The sequence below is a fragment of the Paeniroseomonas aquatica genome (assembly GCF_030409335.1).
Classification (GTDB): Bacteria; Pseudomonadota; Alphaproteobacteria; order Acetobacterales; family Acetobacteraceae; genus Belnapia; species Belnapia aquatica.
In genome coordinates, this window is sequence record NZ_JAUFPN010000038.1 from 15,889 (window position 1) to 38,680 (window position 22,792).

Sequence of the window (22,792 nt, forward strand, 5' to 3'; positions counted from 1 at the left end):
GGAGCATGGGCATGGAGAGTTCCGCCACACCGAAGCGTTATGGTTTCGACGACGCGGAGCTGCTGGCGCAGCCGACGGTCTTTCGGCCGGGGCTGTTCGCCGGGCAGACGGTGCTGGTCTCCGGCGCCGGCAGCGGGCTCGGCAAGGCGGTCGCGACGCTGTTCGCGCGGCTCGGTGCGCGGCTGGCGATCTGCGGGCGCAATCCGGAGCGGCTGGAGGCGGCGGCGGGACTGCTGCGCGGCCTCGGCGCCGAGGTGATCGCGGTGCCGATGAGCATCCGCGACCCCGCGCAGGTGCAGGCGCTGATCGAACGCGTCTGGGCCGAGGCGGGCGGGCTCGACCTGCTGGTGAACAACGCCGGCGGGCAGTTCCCGCAGGCCGCGCTCGACTACACGGTCAAGGGCTGGAACGCGGTCATCGACACCAACCTCAACGGCACCTGGTACATGATGCAGGCGGCCGCGCGCGCCTGGGTGGCCGCCAGGCGGCCCGGCGCCATCGTCAACATCGTCGCCGACATCTGGCGCGGCATGCCCGGCATCGCCCATACCTGCGCGGCGCGCGCGGGCGTGGTCTATGTCTCGAAGAGCGTCGCGGTGGAATGGGCGCCGCACCGCATCCGGGTGAACTGCGTCGCGCCGGGCTGCGTCGAGACCTCCGCCTTCAACCTCTATCCGCCGGAAGGGGCGGCGAGCTTCTACGAATCCAACCCGATGCTGCGCGCCGGCGACGCGCAGGACATCGCCGAGGCGTGCTGCTACCTCGCCGCGCCATCGGGCAAGTTCGTCACCGGCGAGGTGGTCACGGTGGATGGCGGGCAGCAGCTCTGGGGCGACCCCTGGCCGATCGGCCGGCCCGACTATTTCAGGATCCCGCAGGGCGCCGCCCCGGCGCCGAAGGAGTGAGAGCGTGGACGACAAGGACCCGATACTGTTCGATCTGGATGCGGAGAGCGGGGTGGCGACGCTCACCCTCAACCGCCCGGACCGCTTCAACGCCTTCAACCGGCCGATGCTGCTGCGCTGGCGCGAATGCCTCGACCGCGTCGAGCGCGACGGCGCCATCCGCGCCCTGGTGGTGACCGGGGCCGGCCGCGCCTTCTGCGCCGGCGGCGAGATGGACGAGCTGGAATCCTTCCTCGATGCCTCCTCCGAGGATCGCAAGGGCTTCCTGTGGGACAGCGTCCACCCGATCGCGCTGACCCTCGAGCGCATCGACCGCCCGGTGATCGCCGCGCTCAACGGCACGGCGCGCGGCGCCGGGCTCGACATGGCGCTGATGTGCGACATCAGGATCGCCGACCGCGGCGTGCTGCTGGCCGAGAGCTACATCGCCATGGGGCTGATGCCGGGCGATGGCGGCAGCTGGTTCCTGCCGCGCCTGGTCGGCGTGCCGAAGGCGCTGGAACTGCTGTGGACCGGCGATGCCATCGCCGCCGAGGAGGCGGAGCGCATCGGCCTCGTCAACCGCGCCGTGGCCGACGGGCAGGCGCTGGCAGAGGCGCGCGCGCTCGCCGCGCGCATCGCCCGCCAGCCCGCCGCCGCCATCCGCTTCACCAAGCGCGCGGTGCAGCAGGGGATGCGGATGGACCTGCGCGCGCATCTCGACATGGTGTCCTCGCACATGGCGGTGCTCGAGGACATGCCCGACTTCGCCGAGCGGGTGCGCGCCTTCAAGGCGCGCCGGCAGGCGCCGCGAGGCGGGTGACGCCGGCCTCGGCGAGGGCGGCGATCTCCTCCTCGGCGTAGCCGAGCTCGGCGAGCAGCTCCGCGCTGTGCTCGCCGAGCCGCGGCGCGTGGCGGCGGATCGCCGGCGGCGTCGCGCTCCAGTTGGCGGCGGGCGGGCGCATGGCGCGGACGCGCCCCTCGCTCGGGTGGTCGGTCCAGCGGAACATGCCGACCTGCGCGAGGTGCGGATCATCGAGCAGCGTCTCGAGCGTGTTGAGCGGCGTCGCCGGGATGTCGGCGCGCTCGAAGGCGGCCAGCCAGTCGGCGGTGCTGCGGTGGCGCAGCTCCTCCTCGAGCATGGCGTGGATCTCGCGCGCATGGATGGTGCGGCTGGTCAGGCTGGCGAAGCGCGGGTCGCGCTCCATCACCTCGGGCCGGCCGACCAGTTCGAAGAAGCTGCGCCAGTGGCGGTCGGTATAGACCATGGCGCAGACATAGCCGTCGGTCGTCGCGTAGGGGTGGCGCTCGGGCGCGAGGGAACGCGGATAGCCCGGGTGGCCGACCGGCGGGTCATAGGCGAGACCGCCCATGTGGTCGCCGAGCACGAGCTGGGTGACGGTTTCGAACATCGGCACCTCGATCGCCTGGCCTTCGCCGGTGCGGCCGCGATGCACCAGGGCGCCGAGCGCTGCATTGGCGACGGTGGCGCCGACATGGCGGTCCATGATGGCGAGCGGGATGTAGCGCGGCACGCCGTCCCCCGCCAGGGCGATCAGCGAGGGGACCGAGGCGATGCCCTGGATCAGGTCGTCGAAGGCCGGGCGCGCGGCATAGGGGCCGTCCTGGCCGAAGCCGACGGCGGCGACGTAGATGAGGCGCGGATTGGCCGCGCGCACCGCCTCGGCGCCGAGGCCGAGCCGCGCCATCGCCGCGGGGCGGATGTTGGTGATCAGCACGTCGGCGCGCCCGGCGAGACGCAGCAGCGCGGCCCGGCCTTCCGCGCGCTTGAGGTCGAGCACGAGGCTGCGCTTGTTGCGGTTGGCGTTGAGGAAGAGCGGCCCCATGCCGGGATTCCGCATCGGCCCGATGCCGCGCACGGAATCGCCTTCGGGCGGCTCGACCTTGATCACGTCGGCGCCCATGTCGCCGAGGATCTGCGCGGCGACAGGCCCCATCAGGACCGAGGAGAGATCGAGCACGCGAATACCGTCGAGCGCCGCAACGGCCATGGAGTCTTCCTTCCCCTGATGCAGGCCGGCGGCGACGCTGGACGCACGCGCGCCGGCTTCCGTAGTGTGCAGGCGCGGCGCGCGACGCGCCAGCCAATGCGGAGAGGAAACCTGCCATGCACCCGTCGCGACGCGCGATCCTGCTGTCCATGCCCGGCCTTGCCGCGGCGCGCGCCGGCCTCGCGCAGACGGCCGCCGCCTATCCCGCGCGCGCGGTGCGCGTGGTCATTCCCTCGGCGCCCGGGGGGCTGACCGACGGCTTCGTGCGGCTGGTCGGCGACGCGATGCAGCAGGCCTGGGGGCAGCCCTTCGTGATGGACCACAGGCCGGGCGCGGGCGGCATCGTCGGCACCGAGCATGTGGCGCGCGCGGCGCCGGACGGACACACGCTGCTGATGGGCAATATCGGCCCGCTGGGCATCAATCCCGGCCTCTATCCGCGCCTGCCCTACGACGCCGCGCGCGACCTCGCGCCGGTCTCGCTGGTCGCCGTCTATCCGAACGTGCTGGTGGTCAACCCCGCGGTGCCGGCGCGCAACGTCGCCGAGCTGGTGGCGCTGGCCAAGGCGCGGCCCGGCGCGCTGCGCTTCGCCTCGGCGGGGATCGGGCAGTCGCAGCATCTCTCGGGCGAGATGTTCAACGTGACCGCCGGGGTGCAGATGACTCATGTGCCCTATCGCGGCACCGGTCCGGCGCTGTCGGACGTGATAGGCGGCCATGTCGAGATGATGTTCAGCAACCTGCCGCCGGCGGTGGAGGCGATCCGTGCCGGGCGGCTGCGCGCCCTCGGCGTCACCGGCACCGCGCGCAGCGCGGTGCTGCCCGAGGTGCCGACCATCGCCGAGGCCGGCGTGCCCGGCTATGAGGTGTTCTCCTGGATCGCGCTGGTCGGCCCCGCCGGCATGCCCGGCGAGATCGTCGCCAGGCTGCACGCCGAGACCGCGCGGGTGGCGCGGACCGAGGAGGCGGGCCGCTACTACCTCTCCCTCGGCGCCGAGCCGCGCACGGAGCTGAGCCCGGAGCAGGCCGGCGCCTACATGCAGCGCGAGCGCGAGCGCTGGGCGGAGCTGATCCGCCGCGCCGACATCCGCCCGGAATAGCCGCCGCCGCGCCCCTTGCCGCGTGCCGGGGCGCATGCGATCCTGATTGCTCCAATGATTGACCGCGGCGCCCATGGCGGCGCCGCGGCGTGATGGGTGGACGTCGATGCGGCTGACCGAAGTCAAGACGCAGCGCGCCTTCGAGGCGATATCGAGCCAGATCACCGAACGGATCCGCCGCGGTGAACTGCGCGCGGGCGACCGCCTGCCCAATGAGCGCGAACTCGCCGACGCCTTCGCGGTCAGCCGCCATGCGGTGCGCGAGGCGCTGCGCTCGATGGAATCGGTCGGGCTGCTGCATCTCCGCAAGGGGGCGACCGGGGGCGCCTTCGTCTCGGGCGGGCGGCCCGAGGCGGTGGCCGAGGCGATGCGCGGCATGTTCTATGTCGGCGGCATCTCGCTGGCGGAACTGACCGAGGCGCGGCTCGAGATCGAGACGGCAGTGCTGCGGCTCGTCTGCGGCAGACTCGACGAGGCCGGGCTCGCGCTGCTCGAGGACAACGTCGCCGCCGCCGAGCGCGCCACCGAGGCGGGCGACAACGCCGCCAAGGTGACGCTGAACATCCGCTTCCACGAATTGCTCGCCACCCTGACCGGCAACACGGTGCTGGTGGTGATGATGAAGGCGCTGCTCGACATCCTGCGCGAATTCGCCCAGCGCGTCGGGCCGGTGACGCAGATGGACGTCATCGCCTCCCGCCGGCGGCTGCTGCACCACCTGCGCGCCGGGCGGCAGGACAGCGCCGTGGCCGAGCTGGTCCGCTGCCTGCGCGCGGTGCACCGTCACTACCTCGGCGCGCTGAAGGGGCGCGGGGCCGCCGCGCCGGGGATGCCGGGGCGATGAGCGCGCCCGCCGCCGCGTCCGGCCCGCTGGCGGGGATGCGGATCCTCGACCTCAGCACGCTGATCGTCGGGCCCTATGCGACGCAGATCCTCGGCGACTACGGCGCCGACATCATCAAGGTCGAGGCGCCGGACGGCGACATCATGCGAAACTCCGGGCCGGGGCGCGGGGCGGGGATGGGGCACATGTTCCTCCATGCCAACCGTAACAAGCGCTCGGTGGTGCTCGACCTCAAGCGGGAGGAAGGGCGGCAGGCGGTGCTCGCGCTCGCGCGCGGGGCGGATGCGCTGATCTACAACCTTCGGCCGGCGGCGATGGACAGGCTCGGGCTCGGGCACGACGCGGTGGCCGCGGTCAATCCCGGCATCGTCTATGCGGGCGCCTTCGGCTTCAGCCAGCGCGGCCCCTATGCCGACCGGCCGGCCTATGACGACCTGATCCAGGGCATGGCGGGCATCGCCTCGCTGTCGGCGATCGCGGCGGGGGAGCCGCGCTACGCGCCGCTGGTGCTGGCCGACCGGGTGGTGGCGCTGCAACTGGCCAATGCGGTGCTCGGCGCGCTGCTGCACCGGGCGCGGACCGGGCGCGGCCAGCGGGTGGACGTGCCGATGTTCGAGGGGCTGCTCGAACTCGTGCTGGGGGAGCATCTCGCCGGCCTTGCCTTCCGCCCGGCGGAGGGGCCCTTCGGCCATGCCCGCAGCCTGTCGCGGGAGCGGCGGCCCTTCCGCACCGCCGACGGCCATGTCTGCCTGCTGCTCTACAACGACGCGCAGTGGCGCCGCTTCCTCGGCTGCATCGGCCGGTCCGAACTGATGGAGGATGCGCGCTTCGCCACCTATGCCGAGCGGATGCGGCATGTGGACGTGGTCTATGGCTTTCTCGCCGAGACGCTGGCCGCGCGCTCGACCGAGGAATGGCTGGCGCTGCTGGCCGAGGCCGACGTGCCGGTGGCGCGCATGGCCGCCATCCCCGACCTGCTCGAGGACGAGCACCTGCGCGCGATCGGCTATTTCCGTGAGATGGAGCATCCGAGCGAGGGCGCCATCCTCGGCCTCGCGGTGCCGTCGGAATGGTCGGATTCGCCGCCCTCCATCCGCCGCCACGCGCCGCAGCTCGGCGAGCATACCGAGGAAGTGCTGCGCGAGGCCGGGCTCGACGCCGAGGCGATCGCCCGGCTTTCCAAACCCACCGAGAAGACTTGAGGGACATGGACCGCGACACGCTCGCCGAACGCATCGTCAGGGCGCCCTTCCACCGCTGGCTCGGCCTCGAGGTCGAGAAGGCGGACGCGACCGGCGTCGAACTCGTCATGCCCTGGCGCGGGGAGATCGTCAGCCGCGCCGATCCGCCCATCATGCATGGCGGGGTGGTGGCGGCGCTGATCGACACCGCCGGCCTCTATGCCGTGCTCGCGGCGGGCGGCAGCGCCATCGGCACGGCCTACATGCATGTGGACTACCACCGCCCGGTGGTCAGCGGCACGGTGCGGGTGCGCGCGCGCGCGCTCAAGCTCGGGCGCCGCATCTCGGTGGCCGAGGCGATGGTCTATGGCGAGGGGCCGGAGCCGCTGGCCAGCGGTCGCGGCGGCTATTTCCCGCCATGAACGGCGGACGGAAGGACGCATGACGACGATGATGGGACTTGCCGGCACGCTGGCGGGCATCCGGGTACTCGATCTCAGCCAGGGCATCGCGGGGCCGCATTGCGGCTGCCTGCTCGGCGACCTCGGCGCCGATGTGGTGAAGATCGAGCCGCCGGAGGGCGACTGGGGCCGGCGCCTCGGCGCCGCGCCGGGGGAGGTCGGGCCCACCTTCCACAGCTTCAACCGCGGCAAGCGCAGCGTCATGCTCGACCTGCGGCAGGAGAGCGGGCGCGAGGCGGCGCGCGCCCTCGCCGCGCGCGCCGAGGTGGTGATCGAGAGCAACCGCCCCGGCGTGGCGCGGCGGCTCGGCCTCGACCATGCCACGCTGTCGGCCGGGCGGCCGGAGTTGATCTACGTGGCGGTGAGCGGCTTCGGCCAGGACGGCCCCTATGCCGAGCGGCCGGCGACCGATTCCATCGTGCAGGCCTTCACCGGGCTGCCGCACGGCGCCAGCACCACCGGCGAGCCGCTGCGGATCCGCTTCGGCATCGTCGATGTCGGCGCCGGCGTCTATGCCAGCCAGGCGGTGCTGGCGGCGCTGCTGCTGCGCGCCCGCACCGGGCAGGGCGGGTTGCTCGACATCAACCTCGCCCATGTCTCCGCCGCGCTGCAGGCCTACAAGCTGGCCGAGGCGGCCGGACCCGCGGGCAGCGAGCCGCGCGAGCTGGTCGCGGGCATCGGCACCTATGCCACCGCCGATGGCCACCTGGTGGTGGCCGGCGTGCAGGAGCGGCATTTCGGCATCGTGCTCGACGTCGTCGGCCGCGCCGACCTGCGGAGCGATCCGCGCTTCGCCGAGCCCGGGGCGCGGCTGGCCAACCAGGCGGCGCTGCGCGGCCTGATCGCCGAGGCGATCCGCCGCAGGCCCACCGCCCATTGGGTGGCGGCGATGGGCGCGGCCGGGCTGCCCTGCCAGGAGTTGCTGACCTATGGCCGCTTCCGCGAGGACCCGCATGTGCGCGCGGTGAACCTTGTGGAAGATGTCGCCTATGAGGGGCAATGGCCCCTGCCATCCGTGCGCTGCCCGGGCCTTCCGCAGGCGGAGTTCACGGCCCGCCGCGCCCCCGCGCTCGGCGAGCATACGCGCGAGATACTGGCCGAGGCGGGGCTCGGCCATCTGTCCGACGGCCCAACGCAGCACCAAGAGGTCATTCGATGACGGCGAAACTCAAGGAACAGCTCGGCTACGACGCGCCGATCTTCGCCTTCAACCATTGCCGCGATGTGGTCGTGGAATGTACCCGCGCCGGCGGCTTCGGGGTGCTGGGCAGCAGCCTGTTCTCGCCCGAGGAGCTCGACCAGGAGCTGAACTGGATCGACCGGCATGTCGGCGACCGCAGCTATGGCGTCGATATCCTGATGACCTCCAACTACGACGAATCGACGCAGAAGGTGGCCGGGCCGCTCGCCGATTCGCTGCCCGAGGCGCAGCTGCGCTTCGTCGATGAGGTCCTGGCGCGCGAGGGCGTGCCCCCGCTGCCCGAGGAGATCGAGCGCGAGCGCCGCGCCTCCATGGCCGCCCGCGAGCGCTACATCACCCGCGAGGGCGTGCGCGCCCTGGTCGATGTGGTCTGGCGCCATCCCAAGGTGAAGCTGCTGGTCAGCGCGCTCGGCGTGCCGCCGGCGGACATCATCGCCAAGACGCATGAGCGGGGCATGCTGGTGGGCGGCGTCTGCGGCGCGCCCGAGCACGCCGAGCGGCAATGCGCGGCGGGCGTGGACGTGCTGGTCGCGCAGGGCAGCGAGGCGGGCGGGCATACCGGCACGATCTCGACCATGGTGCTGGTGCCGCAGGTGGTGGATGTGGCGAAGGGCCGCGCCGCGGTGCTCGCCGCCGGCGGCATCGCCCGCGGCAGCCAGATGGCGGCGGCGATGGCGCTCGGCGCGGATGGGGTGTGGTGCGGCTCGGTCTGGCTGGTGACGCGGGAGAGCGACCTGCTGCCCAACCAGAAGGCGGTGCTGCTGAACTACCGCAGCCAGGACACCATCCAGAGCCGCAGCATGACCGGCAAGCCGGTGCGGATGAACCGAAGCCGCTACACCGACGCCTGGTCGGCCGCCGGCGCTCCGGCGACGCTGGCGCCGCCGATGCAGAAGGTGCTCTACGAATACGCCCGCAGTCGCATCGACCGCGCCCAGCGCGACGACCTCTATTCCTACCCGGTCGGCCAGGTGATCGGCATGGTGCGGGAGGAGACCACGGTGCGCGAGGTGATGCTGCGGATGCAGAACGAGTATCTCGAGACCTTGGAGCGCATGGGGCGGCAGACGGAATCAGCCTGACGACGGCAGGCCGGCGCATGGCGCGCCGGCCCCCGGACATCGGGCCAAACGGGAGGAAGGAAGATGACCATCAACAGGCGCGCCCTGATCGCGGGCGCTGGCGCGGCGATCGCCCCGGCATTGGCGCCGGCGGCCCTTGCCCAGGCCTATCCGGCGCGCCCGGTGCGCCTGATCGCGCCGATCCTGCCGGGCGGGGTGACCGACATCCTCGCACGGCTGTTCGCGCTGCGGCTGACCGAGCGCATGGGCGTGCCGGTGGTGGTCGAGAACAGGCCCGGCGCCGGTCTGATCATCGGCATGGAGCATGTCGCGCGCTCGGCGCCGGACGGCTACACCATCATCATCGCCAGCCAGGGCGCGATGGCGGTGAATGCCTCGCTCTTCGCCCGCCTGCCCTACGACACGCTGCGCGACTTCGCGCCGATCACCCAGGTGGTCGAGTTCCCGGTGATGCTGGTGGTCAAGCCGGACTTCCCGGCCGCCGACATCAACGCCTTCCTGGCGATGGCGCGGGCGCAGCCCGGCGCGCTGACCTTCGGGTCGGCCGGCATCGGCACCATCTCCCATCTCGGGATGGAACTGCTGAAGGCGCGGGCCAATGTCGATCTTACCCATGTGCCCTTCAACGGCGAGGCGCCGCCGCTGCAGGAGGTGATCGCCGGGCGCGTCTCGGCCCTGCTCGCGACCTTCGCCGTCGGCATGCCGGCGGTGCGCGGCGGGCAGGTGCGCGCGATCGGCATCGCCTCGCGCCGGCGCTCGGCGCTGGCGCCGGACATCCCGACCCTGGCCGAGACCGGCCTCGCGGATTTCTCCGTCACCGGCTGGTTCGGCATGCTGGCGCCCGCGGGCACGCCCCCGGCCGTGGTGGAGCGGCTGCACGGCGAATTCCTCGCCGTCCTCGCCGAACCGCAGAGCCGCGAGCGGCTGCTCGCCCTCGGCGTCGAGCCGCGGGGATCGGAATCGCCCGCCGCCTTCGGCCGCTTCATCGCCGAGGAGACCGCCCGCTGGCGGGAGGTGGTGACGCGCGCCGGCATCCGTGCCGGCTGAGACCCGCCCCCGCCCCGCCACAGGAGGAAACAACGAGATGAACGCAGCCGAAGCCACCCCAACCCTGGTGCGGACCGAGCGGCGCGGCGGGGTGATGATCATCACCCTCGACGATCCGCCGACGCGCAATTCGCTGACCAACCCGCTGCGCGCGCAGCTCGGCGCGGCGGTGGCCGAGGCCGAGGCGGACCGCTCGGTGCGCGCGGTGCTGGTCAACGCCACCGGCCCGACCTTCTGCGCTGGCGGCAACCTCGAATCCATCCGCGACGACAGCGCGCCATGGAATGTGCACCAGCGCTTCCGCCGCTTCACCCAATGGCTGTTCCCGCTGATCTGGCTCGACCGCCCGGTGGTGATGGCGGTGCAGGGCCAGGCCGTGGGCGGCGGCCTCGGCCTCGCGCTGACCGCCGACCTGCTGGTGGCCGGCGAGAGCGCGGTGTTCATGGCCGGCTTCTTCCGCCTCGGCGTCATTCCCGACATCGGGGTGATGTACCACCTGCCGCGGCTGATCGGCATGGCGCGCGCCAAGCGCTTCCTGTTCGAGAACGCCACCATGACGGCGCGCGAGGCGCATGAGATCGGCCTCGTCGCCCATGTCGTGCCCGACGCGCAATTGCAGGAGGAGGCTTTCGCCCGCGCCAAGCGCCTGGCCGCCGGGCCGACTGCGGCGATGGGCCTCGGCAAGCAATTCATGGCCCGCAGCTTCGAGACCAGCATGGTGGACATGTTCGGCTATGAGGGGCTCGGCCAGATCCTCGCCATGACGCATCCCGAGTTCCGCGAGGGCATCGGCGCGATGATCGACAAGCGCAAGCCCGATTTCCCCGGCGCGGCGCAGGGGGGCTGAGCCAGCATGGACGACACCGAGGTGGGCTACGTGCCCGGCCCCCGCGCGCTGTTCGGCCAGGCCGAGCTGCGCCGCATGATGCACCCGCGCTCGGTCGCCGTGGTCGGCGCCTCGGAGACCCCGGGGTCGTTCGGGCGGCGCACCATCGAGAATCTCGACATCGGCTTCCCCGGCCGCATCCTGCCGGTCAACCCGCGCTACCGAGAGATGTTCGGCCGGCCCTGCTACGCCTCGCTCGAGGACCTGCCCGAGCCGCCGGACTGCGTCATCCTCACCGTCCCGCGCGAGCATGTCGAGCCGCTGGTCGAGCGCGCCGCGGCGATCGGCGCCGGCGGCGTGATGCTCTACAGCTCGGGCTATGCCGAGGTCGGGCGGCCGGAGCGCGTCGCCGCGCAGCGCCGCCTGGCCGAGATCGCCGCGCGCACCGGCCTGCGGATCCTCGGTCCCAATTGCGCCGGCATCGCCAACCTGACGCTGCCGGCCGGCCTGACCTTCATGCCGAAATTCTTCGAGATGCGGCGGGTCTGCGGCCCGGTCGGGCTGGTCTCGCAGAGCGGCGCGCTCGGCTATGTCGTGCTGCAGGCGATGGAGCGCGGCATCGGCTTCTCGCACTACCTCACCGCCGGCAATTCCTGTGACGTCGATGTCTGCGACCTGGTGAACTACCTGGTCGAGGAGGAGCAGACGCGGGTCATCGCCTGCATGCTCGAAGGCGTGCGCGACGGGGCGCGGCTGCTCGGCGCGGCGCAGGCGGCGCTGCGGGCGGGCAAGCCGCTGGTGGTCTACAAGCTCGGCGGCAGCGAGATCAGCCGGCAGACCGCGATGTCGCACACCGGCACGCTGGTCGGCGCCGACGAGGCCTATCGCGCCGCGCTGCGCCGCGCCGGGGCGGTGATCGTGGACCATTGGGAGGAGGTGCTGGAGACCGCCACCCTGTTCGCCCGCGCCGGCGCCCCGCGCTGCCCGGGCGTGGGCGTCATGGCGCCTTCGGGCGGGGCGGCGGTGATGGCGGCCGACGAGGCCGAGCGCGTCGGCCTGTCGCTGCCGCCGCCGCAGCCGCAGACCTCGGCGAAGCTCGAGGCGGTGATCCCGGAATTCGGATCGAGCGCCAACCCGAGCGACATCACCGCCGAATCGGTCAAGGACGTGACGATGTACGGCACCTGCATCCGCGCCTTCGCCGAGGATCCCGGCTATGGCGCGGTGGTGGTGCCGATGATGTCGGTGCACCTGCCCGGCGCGGTGGAGCGCGCGCACTACATGGCGAAGCTGGCGCCGGAACTGCCGGTGCCGCTGTGCGTGGTGTGGCTGAACGAGTGGCTGCAGGGGCCGGGCAGCGAGATCTACGATGGCTGCGAGAACCTGCCGACCTTCCGGACCATGGCCCGCTGCATCACGGCGCTGGCGCGCTGGAATGCCTATCATGCCGGGCGGGCGGAATTGCTGCGCGAGGACGCGCCGGCCGCCGCCCCGCCCGGCGCCGCGGCGGCGGCCCGCGCCGTGCTGGCCGCCGCTCCGCCGGGGCGGACCCTGGGCGAGCGCCTGTCGAAGGAGGTGCTCGCGGCCTACGGCATCCCGGTGACGCGCGAGGTGCTGGCGCGCGATGTCGAGGCGGCGGTCGCCGCGGCGCGCGGGATCGGCTTCCCGGTCGCGCTCAAGGCCGATTCGCCCGACATCCCGCACAAGACCGAGGCCGGCGTGATCCGCCTGGGCATCGCCGACGAGGCCGCGCTGAGGGCCGCCCATGCGGCGATCCTGGCGGCGGCGGCGCGCGTGCCCGGGGCGCGGGTCGATGGCGTGCTGGTGCAGCAGATGGCGCGGCCGGGGGCGGAGATGATGGTCGGCGCGCGGCTCGACGCGCAGTTCGGCCCGCTGATCACCTGCGGCTTCGGCGGCGTGGCGGTGGAGGTGACGCGCGACGTCGCCACCGCCCTCGCCCCGGTCGGCGCGCGCGAGGCGGGGGCGATGATCGCCTCGCTGCGCGGCCACCGGCTGCTGACCGGCTACCGCAACCTGCCCACCGCCGATACCGGGGCGCTGGCGGAGATCGTCGGGCGGCTGTCGCGGCTCGCTTGCGACCTCGCGGACGAGATCGAGGAGATCGACGTGAACCCTGTCATCCTCGGCCCCGGCGGGGCGCTGGCGGTGGACGCGCTGGTGGTGCGCCGCGCCGCGGCGGGCGCGCCATGATCGGCGCCGCGCTGCCCGACGAGGCCACCGCGCGGGGCTGGCGCGAGGCCGGCTGGTGGGCGGGGGTCACCATCCTCGACGCGCTGGCCGAGGCGGTGCGCCGGACGCCGGGCAAGACCGCCGTGGTCGCCCCCGGCGGGGTAAGCATGACCTATGCCGAGCTCGACGCCGAGGCGGGGCGCCTCGCGGCGGGGCTGGCGGCGCTGGGGGTGGGGCCGGGCGACGTGGTGGCGCTGCAGCTGCCCAATTGCGCCGAGTTCGTCTGCCTGCACCTCGCCATCAGCCGGCTGGGCGCGGTGACCAACCCGCTGCTGCCGAACTACCGGGCGAAGGAGCTGGACTACATCCTGCGCCATGGCGGGGCGAAGGTGGCGGTGATCCCGGCACGGCACCGCGGCTTCGACTATCCGCCGATGTATGCCGCGCTGGCGGCCGGCCTGCCGGGGCTGCGCGCGGTCGTGGTGATGGGCGGCGAGGCGCCGGGCATGGTCGGCTTCGCCGATCTGCGCGCCGGGGCGGCGGCGGCCCCGCCCCCGGCGCGGGTGGACAGCGGCGAGATCACCGCGCTGATCTTCACCTCTGGCACCGAATCCACGCCCAAGGGCGTGATGCACAGCCACGACACGACGATGTACGCCACCCGCACCATGGCGCGGGTGGTCGGGCTCGGCGCCGATGACGTGGTCTGGATGCCCTCGCCGATCGCGCATGGCAACGGCTTCCTGTGGGGCATGCGCCAGGCGCTGACCATCGGCGGCACGCTGGTGCTGCAGGACGCCTGGGACCCGGAGGAGGCGCTGCGCCTGATCGAGACGCATCGCGGCACCTTCACCCTCTGCGCCACGCCCTTCGCGGCGATGCTGGTCGAGCAGCCCTCGGCGGCCAGCCGCGACCTTGCCTGCTTCCGCATCTTCGCCACCGCCGGGGCGCCGATCCCGCGCCACCTCGGGCCGCTGGCGCGAGAGCGCATCGGCTGCACGCTGATCGGCATGTGGGGCATGACCGAATGCTTCGTCGGCACCGCCTCCCCCCCCGATGACCCGGATGAGCGGCTGTGGGGCACCGATGGGCGGGCGATGCCAGGCACCGAGGTCGCCATCTTCGACGAGGACCGCCAGCGCATCCTGCCGCCGGGCGAGGTGGGGGAACTGGCGACCCGCGGCCCGCATGTCGCGCTCGGCTACCTCAACGACCCCGAGCGGACGCGCCAGACCTTCACCCCCGGCGGCTGGCTGTTCACCGGCGACCTCGCGACGCTCGACGCGGCGGGCTGCATCCGCATCGCCGGGCGGCGCAAGGACATCATCAACCGCGGCGGGCTGAAGGTCAGCGCCAGCGAGGTGGAGGAACTGCTGCTGCTGCACCCTGCGGTGCGCGAGGTGGCGGTGGTCGGCGTGCCCGATGCCCGGCTCGGGGAGAAGGGCTGCGCCTTCGTGGTGCCGCGCGGCGATGCCGCGCCCGACCTCGCGGAGCTGGTACGCCACCTGGAGGCGCGCGGGGTGGCAAGATACAAGCTGCCCGAGTATATGAGGCTGGTTCCGGAACTGCCGATGACGCCGAGCGGCAAGGTGCAGAAGTTCGTGCTGCGCGAGAGTTTCACGCGCGAGCATGGGCAGGCGGGCGGATCGGGGTGATCCCCGCTGGGCGCCGCGCAACAGGCGCGAGGCGGAGGCGCGGGACCGGCGCGGAAAGACCGCAACCAGAGGAACGGACAGGAACCACCCATGACCATTGACCGGCGCAGCCTTCTCAAGACCGCGGCGGCGGCCAGCACCGCGGGCGCCCTGCCGTGGCGCAGCGCCAAGGCGCAGGCGGCGAACACCATCAAGCTCGGCCTCATCATCGACATGTCGGGCACTTATCGCGACATCACCGGGCCGACCTCGGTCGCCGCCACGCGGCTCGCCATCCAGGAATTCGCCGGCCGCGGCATCAATGTCGAGCTGGTCTTCGGCGACCACCAGAACAAGCCCGATGTCGGCGTGGCCATGGCGCGGCAGTGGCTGGACCGCGACGGCGTGGACGCGCTGATCGATGTCGGCACCTCCTCGGTGGCGCTGGCGGTCAACGAGGTCTGCCGCGAGCGCAACAAGGTCCATCTCAACAGCTCGGCGGCGACCACCGACCTCACCGGGGCGCGCTGCTCGCCCAACACCGTGCACTGGACCTACGATACCTGGATGCTCGCCAATTCCACCGGCGGGGCCATGGTGCGCGCGGGCGGCGACAGCTGGTTCTTCATCACCGCCGACTACACCTTTGGCCATACGCTGGAGCAGCAGACCGGCGGGTTCGTGCGCGGCGCCGGCGGACGCGTCGTCGGTTCGGTCCGCACGCCCTTCCCCGGCACCACGGATTTCTCCTCCTTCCTGGTGCAGGCGCAGGCCTCGCGCGCCAAGGTGATCGGGCTGGCGAACGCCGGCGCGGACACGATCAACTGCATCAAGCAGGCGGCCGAGTTCGGCATCACCCGCCGCGGCACCAAGCTCGCCTCGCTGCTGATGTTCATCTCCGATGTCCATGCGCTCGGCCTGCAGGCGGCGCAGGGCCTGGTGCTGACCGAGACCTACTACTGGGATCTCAACGACCGCACGCGCCGCTTCGCCGAGAAGGTGCGCGCGATCACCCCCGCCAACCTCCCCGGCATGGGTCATGCGGGCTGCTATTCCGCCGCGACCCACTACCTCAAGGCGGTGTCCGACATGGGCGTGGCGGCGGCCAAGGCGAGCGGCGCGGCGGCGGTGGCGCGGATGAAGGCGATGCCGACCGACGACGACTGCTTCGGCCCGGGCTCGATCCGCGCCGACGGGCGGAAGCTGCACCCGGCCTATCTGTTCGAGGTGAAGAAGCCGGAGGAGAGCCGCGGCGCCTGGGACTACTACAAGCTGCTGCAGACCACCGCGGCGGACCAGGCGTTCCGGCCGCTGGCCGAGGGCGGCTGCACGCTGGCCTAGCCCGCCGGCCGGGAGAATCGCGGCGCGGCGGCCGACAGCCCCGGCCGCCGCGCCGCAAGCCCCCGGGACGGGCACGCCCCCGGGGCAGGCACTGAGAGCGGAAACAAGAAGGACTGACTGCCATGAATCACATTGCGCCCGGTTCAGGCGCCGGAACGCCGGCCCATGGCGGCGATTTCGACGCCATCGTCGTCGGCGCCGGCTTCTCGGGGATGTATCTGCTGCACCGCCTGCGCGACCAGCTCGGGCTGTCGGTGCGCGTGCTGGAGGCCGCGGACGGCGTCGGCGGCACCTGGCACTGGAACCGCTACCCCGGCGCGCGCTGCGATTCCGAGAGCCATTCCTACTGCTACTACTTCTCGAAGGATCTGCTCGAGGAATGGGAGTGGTCGGAACGCTATCCCACCCAGCCCGAGATCCTGCGCTACCTCAACCACGTCGCCGACCGTTTCGACCTGCGGCGCGACATCGCGCTCAACACCCGCGTCGGCTCGGCCCGCTTCGACGAGGCGGCGAACCTGTGGCAGGTGACGACCGCCGAGGGCCGGACGCTCAGCGCGCCCTTCCTCGTCACCGCCGTCGGCTGCCTGTCCGCCGCCAATGTGCCGAAGATCCCGGGCCTCGAGGATTTCGCCGGCCAATGGTACCACACCGGCGAATGGCCGCAGGAAGGCGTGGACTTCACCGGCAAGCGCGTGGGCCAGATCGGCACCGGCTCCACCGGCATCCAGGCGGTGCCCGTGATCGCCGAGACGGCGGGGCATCTGTGGGTGTTCCAGCGCACCGCCAACTACAGCGTGCCCGCCCACAACGCCCCGCTGTCGCCCGAGACCAAGCGCTGGATCCGCGAGCACCGCGACGAGATCCATCGCGTGATGACCAGCAACACCAACGGTCATCCCTTCAACATCGAGGACCGCTCGGCGCTCGAGGTGAGCGAGGAGGAGCGCCAGCGCCTCTATGAGCAGGCGTGGGCCAAGGGCGGGCTGCAGTTCCGCGCCACCTTCCGCGACCTGCTGACGGACAAGACGGCGAACGACACCGCCTCGGAGTTCCTGCGCGCCAAGATCCGCTCGATCGTGAAGGACCCGAGGACGGCGACCATTCTGTCGAACATCGACCACCCCTATGCGACCAAGCGCCCGCCGATCGACAGCGGCTACTTCGAGGCCTTCAACCGCGACAACGTCACCCTGGTCGATCTGCGCGCCGCGCCGATCGAACGCATCACGCCGCGCGGCATCAAGACGAAGGATGCCGAATATCCGCTCGACATCATCGTCTTCGCCACCGGCTTCGACGCGCTGACCGGGCCGCTGCTGCGGATCGACATCCGCGGCCGCGACGGCCGGTCCCTGCGCGAGGCGTGGGAGGCCGGGCCGGTCAACTACCTTGGCCTGCAGGTGCCGGGCTTCCCCAACATGTTCACCATGACCGGGCCGGGCAGCCCCTCGGTGCTGTGCAACATGCCGGTGGCGATCGAGCAGCACGCCAACTGGATCGCGGATTGCATCACGCGGATGCGCGCGAAGGGGCTGAAGCGGATCGAGGCGCGGCCCGAGGCGGCGGAGAGATGGGTGCGCGACGTGAACGCCGCGGCCGAATCGACGCTGCTCCCCGAGGCCGGCAGTTCCTGGTATCTCGGCGCCAACGTGCCGGGCAAGCCGCGCGTCTTCATGCCCTATGCGGGCGGCATGGCGCATTACCGCGCGATCTGCGACGAGGTCGCGCGCAAGGACTACGAGGGCTTCGCCGTCTCCGCTTGATGGCCGGCCGGGCGGCGGGCGCGTGCTGCCCGCCGCCCGCGCCCGCGCGTCAGGTCGGCTCCATCCCGGCCTTGGCCATCAGTTCCCGGTTCACCGCCAGTTCGCGGCGGATTCGCTCGATCAGCGGCGCCTCGCCGATCTCGGGCGGCGCCATGCCCTGGGTGGCCATGAAGGCCCGCACCGCCGGATCGGCGAAATGCTCCGTCAGGGCGCCGCGGATGCGCTCGATGATCGGCGCCGGGGTGCGCGCCGGGGCCTCCACCGAATACCAGGTGGTCGAGATGAAGCCGGGGAAGCCCTTCTCGATGAAGGTCGGCACATCGGGCAGTTGCGTGGCCCGCGACGCTGTGGGCACCGCCAGGGGGCGCAGCCGCCCGGCCTCGAGATGCCCCTTGCAGGCGCTGAGCAGGGCGAACATGCAGTCGGTGCGCCCGGCGATGGTGTCGGTCATCGCCGGCGGCGAGCCCGCATAGGGAACGTGCAGCATCTCGATGCCGGCGCGGTTGTTGAGGTCGAGCATCGCCATGTGCGCCGTGGTGCCGACGCCCCAGGTGGCATAGGAGATCGCCTCGGGCCGCGCGCGCGCCGCCGCCAGCAATTCCTCAAGGCTGTTCCAGCGCGGATTGGCAACCAGCAGATAGAGGCTGTCGCAGACCTGGGTGATGTGCGTGAAGTCGGTGATCGGGTCGTAGCCCGGGTTGCGCAGCGCCAGCGGCGTCAGCGTGAAGGTCGAGATGGTGCCGAGCAGCAGCGTCAGCCCGTCCGGCCGCGCCCGGGCGACATGGCGCGCCCCGATCGAGGTCGAGGCGCCGGGCTTGTGGTCCATGATGAAACTGCCGCCCAGGCGCGATTGCAGCCCGTCGGTCACGATGCGGCCGATCACGTCGGAGGCGCCGCCCGCCGCATAGGGCACCACCAGCGCGACCGACTGCCCCGCTGGATAGGGCGCCTGCGCCCGGGCAGCCGGGGCGGCAAGGCTTGCCGCGGCTGCCCCCAGCGCGCCGCGGCGCGTGATGTTCATCTGTCGCATGGTCATCCTCTCCCTTCCTCAGGCGGTCGCTCGGGGCCCCGGCGGCCCGCTCAGCGGTGCCCGCGGCTCATGATGGCTCGACACCCGAGCGGGCCATCAGCTCCCGGTGCAGGGCCAGTTCGCGCCGGATGCGGGCGAGCAGCGGCCCCTCGCCGATCTCGGGCGGCAGCATCCCCTGGGTCGCCATGAAGGCCTGCACCGCGGGATCGGCGAAGTGCTCGGCGAGCGCGTCGCGGATCCGCGCCGCGATCGGCGCCGGCATGCCCGGCGGCCCCTGCACCGAATACCAGACCGTCGAGACGAAATCCGGAAAGCCCTTCTCGATGAAGGTCGGCACGTCCGGCAGTTGGGGCGGCCGCGTCGCGGTGGGCACGGCAAGGCCGCGCAGCCGCCCGGCCTCCATATGCCCCTTGCAGGCGGCCAGCAGCGCCGGCAGGCAGTCGGTGCGCCCGGCGATGGTGTCGGTCATCGCCGGCGGCGAGCCGGCATAGGGGACGTGCAGCATCCGCACGCCCGCCCGCCGGCACAGATCCTCCATCCACAGATGCGACGTGGTGCCGATCCCCCAGGTCGCGTAGGAGATCGATTCCGGCCGCGCCCGCGCCGCGTCGAGCAGCGCCTCGAGGCTCGGCCAGCGCGGATTGGCCGCGAGCAGGAACAGGCTCTCGCAGGCCTGGGTGATGTGGGTGAAGTCGTTGATCGGGTCATAGCCCGGGTTCTGCATGGTCAGCGGCGTCAGGGTGAAGGTCGAGATGCTGCCGAGGAACAGCGTGGTGCCGTCCGGCCGGGCGCGCGCGACATGGCGCGCCGCGATCGAGGTCGAGCCGCCGGTCCGGTGCTCAAGGAAGAAGGTGCCGCCGAGCCGCGCCTGCAGCCCCTGGGTGACGATCCGCCCGATCACGTCCGAGGCGCCGCCCGGCGCCAGCGCCACCACCAGGGCGACGGACTGGCCGGCTGGATAGGGCGCCTGCGCGCGCACCGACGGGGCGGCGAGGCTTGCGCCGGCGGCGAGAACCGCGCGGCGGCGGGTGATGGTCCCATAAGCCATTTACGCTTCCTCCCTTGCTTGCGGCGCGAGAGCGCCGAACCCCTTGACGCCGGCCTCAGCCCTGGCGGGCGGCGATGCGGGCGAGGATCGGCCGCCAGCGTTCCGCCTCGACCTGCATGAACGCGCTGAATTCAGCCGGCGTGCTGCCGGCGAGGAATTGCGCCTCGTCGGTCAGGCGCCGCTCGATCCTCTGGTCGCGCAGCGCCTCCACCGTGGCGCCGTGCAGGCGGTCGATCACCGGCTGCGGCGTGCGCGCCGGCGCCACCAGGCCGAACCAGCTCTGCGCCACCAGGCCCGGCGTCACCTCGCCGAAGGTCGGGATCTCCGGCGTCGTGGGCACGCGCCGCTCGCTGGTCCAGCCGAGCAGCCGCCCCTGCCGGTTGCGATAGACCGGCAGCGCGGTGCTGCCGGCGACCACCATCAGGTCGAGGTTGCGCGCAAGGAAGTCGTTGAGCTGCCCGGCATCGCCGCGATAGGTCACGTCCTGCATCTGCAGGCCGAGCCGTTCGAGCACCATCAGCATCGCCATGTTGGTCAGCGTGGTCGGGCCGTTGGTGCCGTAGGTGATCTGCCCCGGCCGCGCCCGCGCCGCCGCCACCATGGCGGCGATGTCGGCCGGCCCGTCATGCTGGGCGATGATCGCGAAGGGGAAGGTCGAGATGAGCGAGATCGGCGCGAAATCCGCCACCGCATAGGGCAGGTTCGGCACGATCGCGGGATTGATGGTCAGCGTGGTGCCGGCGGCCATCAGCAGCATCTGGCCGTCCGGCCTGGCGCGGGCGACCGATTCGGCGCCGATCACGGTATTGCCGCCTGGACGGTTCTCGACCAGCACGGTCTGGCCGAGCAACTGGCCCATGCGCTCGGCCAGCAGCCTCGTGACGACATCGGTGCTGCCGCCGGCGGCGAAGGGCACGACGATGGTGACCGGCCGCGGCGCGCCGCCCTGCTGGGCCAGCGCCGGGCGGCACAGGCCCGGGCTCGCTGCCAGGCCGCCCATGCCGGTGGCAAGCCGTCGGCGCGTAAGGGAAAATGAATCCATTTGCCTTCTCCCCATCCCTTAGTTCTTCGTTTCTTCGGCGCGGGTCCGGCCGTGCCGCCATCGGCCGGCCCCGCGTACCAACATCGCGCGCCCGGCGGTCGACGGCCAGCGCGCAGCAAGCTAGGCGCCGGCCGGGGCCGCGAGCTCCAGCCGCGCGAGCAACTGCCGCGGCCGCACCTGCTCGCCCTCCGCAACGCGCAACTCCACGACCTTGCCGGCCGCCGCGGCGGTTATCGCGAGATGCATCTTCATCGCCTCAAGCACCAGCAGCGGCGCGCCCTTGTCCACCTGCTCGCCCGCTGTGACCTTCACGGCGACGACGCGCCCGCTCATCGGCGCGAGCACCTCGCCGCCCGCCGCCCCGTCCTGTAGGCGCGCATCGGAGAGCGGCGCCGGCTCGAAGCGCAGCACCCGGCCGCCGAGGTCGAGCAGCAGCGCCTCGCCGTCGAAGGCATGGCGGGCCGTCGCCTGCAGGGGGCCGAGGCGGAAGCGCAGCCGGTCGCCCTCGCGCGCCAGCAGCGCCACCGCCAGTGCCGGCGCGTCATCGGCCGGCGGGGTGGCACCATCGCCCAGGCTGACCGCGAGATGGCCCTCGGCGCGCGCGATGCGGGCATGGCGCAGCGTCTCGCCATGCCGCAGCCGCAGCGGGCGGCGCATCCGCCCGGCGCTCCACCAGCCCTGTCCGGCGCCCTCGCGCCCTTCCAGCAGCACCGCCGCCAGCGCCCAGGCCGCGTCGTCCGGGGCAGCCGCCGGCGGCATCGCGAGGCGATGGTCCACCCAGTCGGTGGTCGCCCCCCCGGCGAAGACCGGGTCGCGCAGGATGCTGAGCAGGAAGTCGCGGTTGGTGATCGGCCCCAGTAGCGCCAGTTCCTCGAGCGCGCGCACCAGCCGCCGCCGCGCCTCCTCCCGGTCGCGGCCATGGGCGATGATCTTGGCGAGCATCGGGTCGTAGAAGGCTGTCACCTCCTGCCCGGGCAGGATACCGGCATCCACGCGCAGCCCCGGCCCCGCGGGCGGGTCGAAGACCAGCACCCGGCCGGTCTGCGGCAGGAAGCCCTGGCGCGGATCCTCGGCATAGAGCCGCGCCTCGATGGCGTGGCCGCGCAGCGCCACCTCCTGCTGCCCGAGCGGTAGCGGCGCGCCGGCGGCGACCTCGATCTGCAGCGCCACGAGGTCGAGGCCGGTGACGCATTCGGTGACCGGGTGCTCGACCTGCAGCCGCGTGTTCATCTCGAGGAACCAGAAGGCGCCCTCGGCGTCGAGCAGGAACTCCACCGTGCCGGCCCCGACATAGCCCACCGCGCGGGCGAGGCGCACCGCCGCCTCGCCCATCGCCGCGCGCAGCGCCGGGTCCACCGCCGGGGAGGGCGCCTCCTCGATGATCTTCTGGTGGCGCCGCTGCACCGAGCAGTCGCGCTCGCCCAGATGCAGGCAGTTGCCGTGGGTGTCGGCGAAGACCTGCACCTCGACATGGCGGCCCGAGAGCACGGCGCGCTCGAGGATCAGCTCGCCGTCGCCGAAGGCGGATTGCGCCTCGGCCGCGGCGAGGGTGAGGGCGGGGGCGAGGTCGGCCTCGCGCTCGACGAAGCGCAGCCCGCGCCCGCCGCCGCCCGCCGCCGCCTTGACCATCAGCGGCAGGCCGAGGCCGCGCGCGACCGCGAGGATGCCTGCCTGGTCGAGGCCGCGGCATTCGAGCCCGGGCAGGCAGGGCACGCCCGCCGCCGCCGCCCGTTCCTTGGCCTCGCGCTTGTTGCCCATGGCCTGGATCGCGGCCGGCGGCGGGCCGATGAAGGTCAGCCCCGCGGCGATGCAGGCGGCGGCGAATTCCGCGTTCTCGGCCAGGAAGCCGTAGCCCGGATGCAGCGCGTCGGCGCCGGTCAGCGCCGCCGCGTCGAGCAGCCGCGGCACCGAGAGGTAGGATTCGCCCACCGGGGCCGGGCCGATCTCCACCGCCTCGTCGGCCAGGGCGACATGCGGCGCGCCGGCATCGGCGGCGCTGTGCACCGCCACCGTGCGATAGCCCAGCGCGCGCGCGCTGCGGATGATGCGCGCGGCGATCTCGCCGCGATTGGCCACCAGGATCTTGGAGAAACCCGCCACCGG

At 72.6% G+C, this 22,792-nt stretch carries 19 protein-coding genes; 14 read left to right on the forward strand and 5 right to left on the reverse strand.

What is annotated here, in order from left to right; genetic code table 11:
• Positions 1 to 11: 11 nt before the first annotated feature.
• Together QWZ14_RS04435 and QWZ14_RS04440 are read left to right on the forward strand one after the other, a co-directional pair.
• Complete coding sequence (locus QWZ14_RS04435) at positions 12 to 905, forward strand: SDR family oxidoreductase (RefSeq protein WP_290315361.1); 894 nt, start codon at positions 12 to 14, stop codon at positions 903 to 905.
• Positions 906 to 909: 4 nt separating this feature from the next.
• Positions 910 to 1,707 (forward strand): enoyl-CoA hydratase/isomerase family protein, encoded by a 798-nt coding sequence (locus tag QWZ14_RS04440; RefSeq protein ID WP_211847668.1) that lies wholly within the window; start codon positions 910 to 912, stop codon positions 1,705 to 1,707.
• Here QWZ14_RS04440 and QWZ14_RS04445 read toward each other — a convergent pair.
• A complete protein-coding gene (locus QWZ14_RS04445; RefSeq protein WP_290315363.1) occupies positions 1,673 to 2,896 on the reverse strand; it encodes a CaiB/BaiF CoA transferase family protein in 1,224 nt (407 codons plus the stop codon). The two genes, QWZ14_RS04440 and QWZ14_RS04445, sit on opposite strands and share 35 nt — an antisense overlap.
• 116 nt (positions 2,897 to 3,012) lie before the next feature.
• Between QWZ14_RS04445 and QWZ14_RS04450 the strand changes: the two genes are divergently transcribed.
• From QWZ14_RS04450 to QWZ14_RS04505, 12 genes are all read left to right on the forward strand, one after another.
• Positions 3,013 to 3,996, forward strand: a complete 984-nt coding sequence (locus QWZ14_RS04450; RefSeq protein ID WP_149536402.1) for a Bug family tripartite tricarboxylate transporter substrate binding protein — start codon at positions 3,013 to 3,015, stop codon at positions 3,994 to 3,996.
• 106 nt (positions 3,997 to 4,102) lie between these two features.
• Positions 4,103 to 4,840: a FadR/GntR family transcriptional regulator gene (locus QWZ14_RS04455; protein WP_290315365.1), complete on the forward strand. Its 738-nt coding sequence runs from the start codon at positions 4,103 to 4,105 to the stop codon at positions 4,838 to 4,840.
• A complete protein-coding gene (locus tag QWZ14_RS04460; RefSeq protein WP_290315367.1) occupies positions 4,837 to 6,042 on the forward strand; it encodes a CaiB/BaiF CoA transferase family protein in 1,206 nt (401 codons plus the stop codon). Before QWZ14_RS04455 ends, QWZ14_RS04460 begins: the two co-directional genes overlap by 4 nt.
• 5 nt (positions 6,043 to 6,047) lie before the next feature.
• Positions 6,048 to 6,443, forward strand: coding sequence for a PaaI family thioesterase (locus QWZ14_RS04465; protein ID WP_290315368.1), 396 nt, complete (start codon positions 6,048 to 6,050; stop codon positions 6,441 to 6,443).
• A gap of 19 nt (positions 6,444 to 6,462) precedes the next feature.
• Positions 6,463 to 7,641, forward strand: a complete 1,179-nt coding sequence (locus QWZ14_RS04470) for a CaiB/BaiF CoA transferase family protein (protein ID WP_290315369.1) — start codon at positions 6,463 to 6,465, stop codon at positions 7,639 to 7,641.
• A complete protein-coding gene (locus QWZ14_RS04475) occupies positions 7,638 to 8,765 on the forward strand; it encodes an NAD(P)H-dependent flavin oxidoreductase (RefSeq protein WP_290315370.1) in 1,128 nt (375 codons plus the stop codon). Before QWZ14_RS04470 ends, QWZ14_RS04475 begins: the two co-directional genes overlap by 4 nt.
• Positions 8,766 to 8,828: 63 nt before the next feature.
• Positions 8,829 to 9,812 (forward strand): tripartite tricarboxylate transporter substrate binding protein, encoded by a 984-nt coding sequence (locus QWZ14_RS04480; protein WP_290315371.1) that lies wholly within the window; start codon positions 8,829 to 8,831, stop codon positions 9,810 to 9,812.
• A gap of 37 nt (positions 9,813 to 9,849) precedes the next feature.
• Positions 9,850 to 10,659, forward strand: a complete 810-nt coding sequence (locus QWZ14_RS04485) for an enoyl-CoA hydratase/isomerase family protein (protein ID WP_290315372.1) — start codon at positions 9,850 to 9,852, stop codon at positions 10,657 to 10,659.
• A gap of 6 nt (positions 10,660 to 10,665) precedes the next feature.
• A complete protein-coding gene (locus QWZ14_RS04490; RefSeq protein ID WP_290315374.1) occupies positions 10,666 to 12,849 on the forward strand; it encodes an acetate--CoA ligase family protein in 2,184 nt (727 codons plus the stop codon).
• The gene (locus tag QWZ14_RS04495) at positions 12,846 to 14,483 is read left to right on the forward strand and encodes an AMP-binding protein (protein WP_290315375.1); all 1,638 of its coding nucleotides are present in this window, start codon (positions 12,846 to 12,848) and stop codon (positions 14,481 to 14,483) included. The genes QWZ14_RS04490 and QWZ14_RS04495 overlap by 4 nt, the downstream gene beginning before the upstream one ends.
• 90 nt (positions 14,484 to 14,573) lie before the next feature.
• Positions 14,574 to 15,803 carry an ABC transporter substrate-binding protein gene (locus tag QWZ14_RS04500; RefSeq protein ID WP_211847656.1) on the forward strand — a complete coding sequence of 410 codons (1,230 nt, stop codon included), beginning with the start codon at positions 14,574 to 14,576 and terminating at the stop codon, positions 15,801 to 15,803.
• A 122-nt stretch (positions 15,804 to 15,925) separates the two neighbouring features.
• A complete protein-coding gene (locus tag QWZ14_RS04505) occupies positions 15,926 to 17,569 on the forward strand; it encodes a flavin-containing monooxygenase (RefSeq protein ID WP_290315376.1) in 1,644 nt (547 codons plus the stop codon).
• 49 nt (positions 17,570 to 17,618) lie between these two features.
• Here QWZ14_RS04505 and QWZ14_RS04510 read toward each other — a convergent pair whose 3' ends face one another.
• From QWZ14_RS04510 to QWZ14_RS04525, 4 genes are all read right to left on the reverse strand, one after another.
• A complete protein-coding gene (locus QWZ14_RS04510; RefSeq protein ID WP_290315377.1) occupies positions 17,619 to 18,605 on the reverse strand; it encodes a Bug family tripartite tricarboxylate transporter substrate binding protein in 987 nt (328 codons plus the stop codon).
• A gap of 61 nt (positions 18,606 to 18,666) precedes the next feature.
• Complete coding sequence (locus tag QWZ14_RS04515; protein ID WP_290315378.1) at positions 18,667 to 19,647, reverse strand: Bug family tripartite tricarboxylate transporter substrate binding protein; 981 nt, start codon at positions 19,645 to 19,647, stop codon at positions 18,667 to 18,669.
• 55 nt (positions 19,648 to 19,702) lie between these two features.
• The gene (locus QWZ14_RS04520) at positions 19,703 to 20,689 is read right to left on the reverse strand and encodes a Bug family tripartite tricarboxylate transporter substrate binding protein (protein WP_290315379.1); all 987 of its coding nucleotides are present in this window, start codon (positions 20,687 to 20,689) and stop codon (positions 19,703 to 19,705) included.
• A 120-nt stretch (positions 20,690 to 20,809) separates the two neighbouring features.
• Positions 20,810 to 22,789, reverse strand: a complete 1,980-nt coding sequence (locus QWZ14_RS04525; RefSeq protein ID WP_290315380.1) for an acetyl/propionyl/methylcrotonyl-CoA carboxylase subunit alpha — start codon at positions 22,787 to 22,789, stop codon at positions 20,810 to 20,812.
• Positions 22,790 to 22,792 lie beyond the last annotated feature (3 nt).

Coding starts and splice junctions, on each gene's coding strand:
- QWZ14_RS04435 (WP_290315361.1), top strand. CDS start 12: ATGGAGAGTTCCGCCACACCGAAGCGTTATGGTTTCGACGACGCGGAG.
- QWZ14_RS04445 (WP_290315363.1), bottom strand. CDS start 2,896: ATGGCCGTTGCGGCGCTCGACGGTATTCGCGTGCTCGATCTCTCCTCG.
- QWZ14_RS04450 (WP_149536402.1), top strand. CDS start 3,013: ATGCACCCGTCGCGACGCGCGATCCTGCTGTCCATGCCCGGCCTTGCC.
- QWZ14_RS04455 (WP_290315365.1), top strand. CDS start 4,103: ATGCGGCTGACCGAAGTCAAGACGCAGCGCGCCTTCGAGGCGATATCG.
- QWZ14_RS04460 (WP_290315367.1), top strand. CDS start 4,837: ATGAGCGCGCCCGCCGCCGCGTCCGGCCCGCTGGCGGGGATGCGGATC.
- QWZ14_RS04465 (WP_290315368.1), top strand. CDS start 6,048: ATGGACCGCGACACGCTCGCCGAACGCATCGTCAGGGCGCCCTTCCAC.
- QWZ14_RS04470 (WP_290315369.1), top strand. CDS start 6,463: ATGACGACGATGATGGGACTTGCCGGCACGCTGGCGGGCATCCGGGTA.
- QWZ14_RS04475 (WP_290315370.1), top strand. CDS start 7,638: ATGACGGCGAAACTCAAGGAACAGCTCGGCTACGACGCGCCGATCTTC.
- QWZ14_RS04480 (WP_290315371.1), top strand. CDS start 8,829: ATGACCATCAACAGGCGCGCCCTGATCGCGGGCGCTGGCGCGGCGATC.
- QWZ14_RS04485 (WP_290315372.1), top strand. CDS start 9,850: ATGAACGCAGCCGAAGCCACCCCAACCCTGGTGCGGACCGAGCGGCGC.
- QWZ14_RS04490 (WP_290315374.1), top strand. CDS start 10,666: ATGGACGACACCGAGGTGGGCTACGTGCCCGGCCCCCGCGCGCTGTTC.
- QWZ14_RS04495 (WP_290315375.1), top strand. CDS start 12,846: ATGATCGGCGCCGCGCTGCCCGACGAGGCCACCGCGCGGGGCTGGCGC.
- QWZ14_RS04500 (WP_211847656.1), top strand. CDS start 14,574: ATGACCATTGACCGGCGCAGCCTTCTCAAGACCGCGGCGGCGGCCAGC.
- QWZ14_RS04505 (WP_290315376.1), top strand. CDS start 15,926: ATGAATCACATTGCGCCCGGTTCAGGCGCCGGAACGCCGGCCCATGGC.
- QWZ14_RS04510 (WP_290315377.1), bottom strand. CDS start 18,605: ATGACCATGCGACAGATGAACATCACGCGCCGCGGCGCGCTGGGGGCA.
- QWZ14_RS04515 (WP_290315378.1), bottom strand. CDS start 19,647: ATGGCTTATGGGACCATCACCCGCCGCCGCGCGGTTCTCGCCGCCGGC.
- QWZ14_RS04520 (WP_290315379.1), bottom strand. CDS start 20,689: ATGGATTCATTTTCCCTTACGCGCCGACGGCTTGCCACCGGCATGGGC.